Source organism: Mesorhizobium sp. P5_C1, assembly GCF_054049815.1.
Map to the genome: position 1 here is coordinate 1 of NZ_JBFULQ010000482.1, position 4,195 is coordinate 4,195.

General features: G+C 61.9%; 4 protein-coding genes. All 4 read right to left on the reverse strand.

Annotation, left to right across the window (positions count from 1 at the left end; translation table 11 throughout):
* Positions 1-35 precede the first annotated feature (35 nt).
* The gene (locus ACXJ7R_RS26245; RefSeq protein ID WP_457154372.1) at positions 36-1,058 is read right to left on the reverse strand and encodes a zinc-binding alcohol dehydrogenase family protein; all 1,023 of its coding nucleotides are present in this window, start codon (positions 1,056-1,058) and stop codon (positions 36-38) included.
* Positions 1,059-1,163: 105 nt separating this feature from the next.
* Positions 1,164-2,078 (reverse strand): sugar ABC transporter substrate-binding protein, encoded by a 915-nt coding sequence (locus ACXJ7R_RS26250; RefSeq protein ID WP_457154369.1) that lies wholly within the window; start codon positions 2,076-2,078, stop codon positions 1,164-1,166.
* 93 nt (positions 2,079-2,171) lie between these two features.
* Complete coding sequence (locus tag ACXJ7R_RS26255; protein ID WP_457154370.1) at positions 2,172-2,957, reverse strand: ATP-binding cassette domain-containing protein; 786 nt, start codon at positions 2,955-2,957, stop codon at positions 2,172-2,174.
* Positions 2,954-4,006 carry an ABC transporter permease gene (locus tag ACXJ7R_RS26260; RefSeq protein ID WP_457154371.1) on the reverse strand — a complete coding sequence of 351 codons (1,053 nt, stop codon included), beginning with the start codon at positions 4,004-4,006 and terminating at the stop codon, positions 2,954-2,956. The genes ACXJ7R_RS26255 and ACXJ7R_RS26260 overlap by 4 nt, the downstream gene beginning before the upstream one ends.
* Positions 4,007-4,195 lie beyond the last annotated feature (189 nt).

The following is a 4,195-nucleotide window of genomic DNA, read 5'->3' on the forward strand; positions in this document are numbered from 1 at the left end:
GGAGAGACTTTTTCTCACGACGGCGTTTGGCAAAATCAGCCAGATCCCGCCACATCGATGACAGCCTTGATCAGACCGGACTTCTGCTGTGCCCAGATCGCAATATCGCGTGGGCTGTCACGCAGGGTCGTACGATGCGTGACGAGTTCGTCGATTGGTATTTTTCCAGCGCGGATCGATGCCATGACGTGCAGAAAGTCGGCGCGCGTCGCGTTGCGACTGCCGATCAGCATCATTTCCCGCTTGTGGAACTCTGGGTCGGAGAAGGTTATGTCGTCCTGCACGACGCTGACCATCACCATGACGCCGCCATGGGCAACATAGGCGAAGGCAGACCGCATCGAACGGCTGTTTCCCGTTGCGTCGAAGACCACATCGAAACCTGTCCTGGCGGTTCGCTCTGCTATCGTCTCGACAATCGAACCCTTCGACCCGTCGATCACCAGAAAACCTTGCCTTACGGCAAAAGCCAGCCGCTCGGCATCGACATCCATGACGGTCACGCACTGCCGCGCTATGCGGGCAAAAAGCGCGGTACCGAGGCCGATTGGCCCTGCGCCGATAACCAAGGTGCGGCTGCCCGGCCCGGCCATGGACCTGCGAACCGCGTGCGCACCGATGGCCAGGAACTCGACCGTAGCCGCCTCGACCAATGACAGACCGGTCGCTGGAATGAGGTTCTGCGCCGGTACGAGAATCTGCTCGCTCATGGCACCGTCACGGTGCACGCCGAGCACCTCGATCGCGAGRCAGCAGTTCGGCTTGCCCTGGCGGCAGGCGGGACAATTGCCGCAGGCAAGATAGGGGTTGACGACGACATGTTGCCCGACCGCCATGTCCACGGGCCCGTTGATTGCCCCAATTGTTCCCGAAACCTCATGACCCATGACGCGTGGGTAGGCGAGGTACGGATGCTTGCCCTGGAAGATGTGGTAATCGGTTCCGCAGATGCCGACGTGGGCGACGTTGACCAGCACCCAGCCTTCCGGCGGAGCGCCTGGCGCTGCCTGTTCCTCGAACGCCAGCCTGCCGGGCTCGGCGCATCGGACGATCTTGATGGTGGCGTCCATAAGTGTAATTCCACCCCTTCGCTAACGGCATAATTCCTGGAGTGCGGAAACAGGAAGTGGTCCGGCGGTGCAATCCACCGGACCACTGGTGGATCACTCGAAGTCCTTGACGTTCTGCAGCGTCACGAGACCGGCGCCGGTGTCCACATTGGCCTCGACGGCTTCCCCGCGGATCGCCTTGACGACCGTGTCTATGCCAAGCTCACCCATTTTTGCTGGAAATTGCGCAACGCTGGCATCTTCCGCGCCCGACTTGATCGCTTCGATCTCACCGCAGCAGGCGTCGAAGCCGACCAGGATGATCTTGTCGTTGGCGATGCCCGCATTGCTGATCGATTTGACGGCGCCCGGGATTGGCGGGCCGCAGGCCGAGTAGATCGCCTTGAGATCGGGATTGGCGGTCAGGATGTCTTCGGTCACCGACGTGCCAAGTTCGAGCGTGCAATTGGTTGCACCCTTGCCGACGACATCGATCTTGACGTCGCCGAGGCCCTCCATCATGCCGGTCACCCGGTCGTCGAGTGCTGGCACTCCGGGAACACCTTGCAGGATGCCGACCTTGTCGCCGCTCTTGAGCACGGTCTTGAGGTACTCTCCGGCGATCTTGCCGCCGTTGAGATTGTTGGTCGAGACCAGCGCTGTCTGGCCTTTCCAGTCCGGGATGCTGTTGTCGACGAGAACCACCTTGATGCCGGCGGCGACCGCCTTGTCGAGCGCCGGCGCAACGGTCGGATCGACCGGAGTGATCGCCAGACCCTTGACGCCTTGCGTGATCATGGACTCGATCAGCGCGATCTGCCCTTCGATGTCGGTCGCCGCTTGGCCCTGGCCGGTGACCAGCTCGATCTCGGGATGGGCGGCGGCGTATTTCTTGGCTGCATCCTCCATGGTCGAGTAGAACGGCACCGGGAATTTCGTAATCAGGCCGATCTTGATCTTGTCGGCGGCCGAAGCCGGCATCGCAAACGCAACGGCGATCGCCAGCCCGGTGAACAGTTTTCGGTTCATTGGCATTCCATTCCTCCCTTGGATTGAGGCGTCTTCCGGCGGAAGTCGCTTCAGGCATTTGCGGACCGGAACAGTCCCCAAATTTCGAGCGAGTCAGGCCCCAACGATCATGGAGACCAGCTCCTGCTTGTTGTCCTTGGTCGGCACCAGTTCGCCGACCTTGCGGCCCTGGCGAAGCACCACGGCGCGGTCGGCAAGCTCAGTGACGTGTTCCATGTTGTGGGTGATCAGGATGACGGCGTTGCCCTGGTCACGCAGCGTCGCGACCAGGTTCAACACTTGCCGCGATTCACGCAGGCCAAGTGCGGCGGTCGGTTCGTCCAGGATCACAACCTTGCGGGCAAACACGGTCGACCGGGCCACGGCGATGGCTTGCCTTTGACCGCCCGACATCATGGCGACGACGGCGTCCAGCCTTGGCAACGTGACCTTCAGATTGGCGAGCAGAATGCGCGTTTCGGCATCCATCCTGCGCTGTTGGAGAAATCGCATGCCGCGAGGAAGCCATCGCGGCCCGGCCAACTCGCGGCCGGCAAAGAAGTTCTGTCCCGGCGTCAGATTGTCGAAAAGCGCCAGATCCTGATAGACGGTCTCGATGCCGGCGAAGCGCGCGTCCGCAGGGGAGCGCATCTGCGTTGGCGCACCGTCCAGAAGGATCGCGCCGGCATCGAGTTGGTGCACCCCGCTGATGCATTTGGTCAACGTCGACTTGCCAGCGCCGTTGTCGCCGAGAAGCCCGAGGATCTCGCCGCGTCGGACCTCGATGCTGACATCGTCCAGCGCCACGACTGAGCCGAAACGCTTGGTAGCGCCGCGCACCGCCAGGACGGGATGATCCGCGGAGGCTGAAGGATCGACGCTGGCCGCAACGGCGCTCATGACTGCCTCCCGGCCTGCATGACCCGCACGCGGCCTTCGAGATAGTTGCGCAGCACGTCGGCCTCGACCGCGATGACGATGACCACGCCGATGACGATGAGCTGGAAGAAGACGTTGACGTTGAGCAGGTTGAGCGCGTTGCGGATGACGCCGATCATGATGGCGCCAATCAAGGCATGGCCAAGATGTCCGCGGCCGCCGAGAAAACTGGCACCGCCTATGATCACCGCCGCGATCGTATCCAGTTCCAGCAGATTGCCGAACAAGGGCGAACCGGCATCGGTGCGGCCGGCAAGGATGACCGCACCGATGCCGGCGCACAGACCCGAGATCACATAGACCGAAACCAGGACCCAGGACACCGGAATGCCCATGCGCACGGCAGCGTCGGGCCGGCCGCCGACGGCATAAATCCAGCGCCCCCAGACCATCGTTTTGGCCATGACGAAAAGCACCGCGGCAACGCCCGCAACCACAAAAACCGATCCAGGCAGGCCCCAGACCGCCTCGCGGCCAAGCGCATCGATGGCATCCGGCATTCCAGGGATGGCGCGCCCTTCGGCCAGCTGGAGCGCCAGCCCCTTGGCGATGCTTAATGTCGCCAGCGTGATGATGAAAGGATGCGGCAACCGGCCGAAGACGTAGAAGAGCCCGTTGATGGTGCCGACCGCCGCCCCGCAGCCAACCATCACCGCGATCACGACGAAGGCGGGAGCGCCGGCATGAAAGCTGAGCGCGCCGACGACGGAAGCCAGTGCCAGGTTCGAGCCGACGGAGAGGTCGATCCCTCGTGTCAGAATGACCAGATGCTGGCCCATCGCCACCACCGAGATGACGGCGGTCTGGGCGAGGATGTTGCTAAGGTTGCGTCCAGTCAGGAAATAGGGGGACAGAAAACTGAGAACGACGATCAGCAACACCAGGATGACGACCGGACCGGCGCTCAGCAGGGCCAGGCCAAGCGCGAGGCCGGGGACGGCTTCTTGCTTCTTGGGTGCTGGCAATGCCGCGTCGCCGACAGTGGTGCCGGTGTTTCGCGTTTCAGGCAAAGTTCCCTCCCCGCCGCGGCCTGTGCAAGCCGCGCCGTCAAAAACTCATGCTGTATTTTAGTTCCCTCTTATCGATAAAAAACAACCTGCATGACTTGGTCAAGTTGTTTTTTATGGATAAAGTTCATGGTAGAAAGGACAAGGTCTTGCTCAGAGGAAGATCCGATGCGAACCGACACTGTCTACAAG

Excerpts from the sequence above, each read along its gene's own strand:
- ACXJ7R_RS26250 (WP_457154369.1), bottom strand. The coding sequence starts at position 2,078 with ATGAACCGAAAACTGTTCACCGGGCTGGCGATCGCCGTTGCGTTTGCG.
- ACXJ7R_RS26255 (WP_457154370.1), bottom strand. The coding sequence starts at position 2,957 with ATGAGCGCCGTTGCGGCCAGCGTCGATCCTTCAGCCTCCGCGGATCAT.